Source organism: Actinosynnema sp., from assembly GCF_052038725.1.
On sequence record NZ_JBQGCX010000183.1, the window covers coordinates 1 to 1,798 of the forward strand.

Annotated in this window: 2 protein-coding genes; both read right to left on the bottom strand. The window is 75.8% G+C overall.

Features of this window, described 5'->3' with window-relative positions:
- Nucleotides 1-470 precede the first annotated feature (470 nt).
- The gene (locus ACTUAL_RS03360) at nt 471-1,124 is read right to left on the bottom strand and encodes a response regulator (RefSeq protein ID WP_440899233.1); all 654 of its coding nucleotides are present in this window, start codon (nt 1,122-1,124) and stop codon (nt 471-473) included.
- A gap of 23 nt (nt 1,125-1,147) precedes the next feature.
- On the bottom strand, nt 1,148-1,798 hold a 651-nt coding region (locus tag ACTUAL_RS03365; protein ID WP_440899234.1), incomplete at its 5' end, for a sensor histidine kinase.

The window sequence follows — 1,798 nt, forward strand, 5'->3', positions numbered from 1 at the left end:
TGGCGGTGACCGTCGCGGTGAGGTTCGTCGTCATGGCTCGTTCCCGTCGGCAGGAGGGCAGCGCCGATCGCGGCGCGGTCCCGCCGTGCGGGAACGCCGGAGCGCTGCGAGGAGCGGTGGGGGGCGGAGCGCCGACCCGCGCGCGGTTGCCGACACCTGCGCGGGGAGTGCTCGGGAGAGGGTCGTGTGCGGGCACGACCTGAGGGAGCGCCGCGTGCGCGCCACCCGTTTTCTCGAGCGGGGCGCTGCGGCCGGTTCGTGTTGTCGGCGAACGCTGAGGACGCTACCGTCACGCTCCGCTGTGGAGCAACACGCACAGCGCGCACGCCCGGCGCGCCACTCGATCGGCGGCAAGCGCTGTCGGGCGGCAGGGTGGTGCGCGTCCGGTCGTCGTGCGGAACCGCCGCGGAAGTGGTCTGATCCGCCCGCCGCCCGGCCGAGCGGGGTCCGCGGGGCGGCGGGCGCGGCCGTCAGCGCGCGGCGAGGCCGTTCTGGTAGGCCCAGACCACGGTCTGCAACCGGTCCCGCGCGCCGATCTTGGTCATGGCCCGCCCCAGGTGCGACTTGACCGTGCTGGGCTCGATGAACAGCGCCTCGGCGATCTCCGCGTTCGACCTGCCCTCGGCCAGCAGCACCACGACCTCCCTCTCCCGCGCGGTCAGCAGCTCCTCGACCGCCGGGTCGACGGCGGGCGCCGGGGCGCGGCGGGCGAACTCGCCGATCACCCGGCGGGTCACCGCCTGGTCCAGCAGGCCGTGGCCCGCGGCGAGCTTGCGGATCGCGGAGACCAGGTCCTCGGGGTCGCAGTCCTTGAGGACGAACCCGCTGGCGCCCGCCTCCAGCGCGCCGAACACGTACTCGTCCAGGTCGAACGTGGTGACCACGAGCACCGGCGGCGGGTCGGCCAGGGTGGTGGTGATGCGGCGGGTGGCGGTGAGGCCGTCGCCGCCGGGCATCCGCACGTCCATGCAGACCACGTCCGGCTTGAGCCTGGCCACCAGGTCGACGGCGCAGGCCCCGTCGGCGGCCTCGCCGACCACGCGCAGGTCGTCCTCGCTGTCGAGGATGACGCGGAAACCGGCGCGCACGACCGCCTGGTCGTCGACGAGCACCACGGAGATCACGGGGAGGGCCTCCACCTTCGGGGTCAGGTCGGGAGGCCCACCATGACACACCAGCCGCCCGCCGCCGTCGGCGCGGCGGTGAACGCGGCCCCGATCAGCTGCGCGCGCTCGCGCATCCCGATCAGCCCGACCCCGCTGCCCGGTCCGCCGCCCGGCTGCCGGGGCCGGTCGTTGACCACCTCCAGCTCGACCTTCCTGGGCAGGTAGCGCAGGCTGATCCGGACGGGCGCGCCGGGCGCGTGCTGGCGGGCGTTGGACAGCGACTCCTGCACCACCCGGTACAGCGCGATGTCCGCGATCGGCGGCACCGGCCGCTCCGGGCCCTCCCGCACCAGCTCGACCCGCGCGCCCAGGTCGGTGGCGGTGCGCACCAGCCCGTCCAGCGCCTCCAGGCCCGGCACGGGCGCGTCCTCGCCGTCCGCGCCGCCGCGCAGCACGCCCACGACCGCCCGCAGGTTGTCCAGCGTCTCCCTGCCCTGCCCGCGCAGCCACACCACGCCCTCCTTGGCGGCGGCCGGGTCGCGGTCGATCAGCCGCTCCACGGCCGAGGCCTGCACGACCATGCCGGACAGGTGGTGCGCGGCCACGTCGTGCAGCTCGCGGGCCATGCGGGCGCGCTCCTCGCCGATGGCCGAGGCGATCCTGGCCCGCTGCTCGCGCTCGGCCTCGTCGGC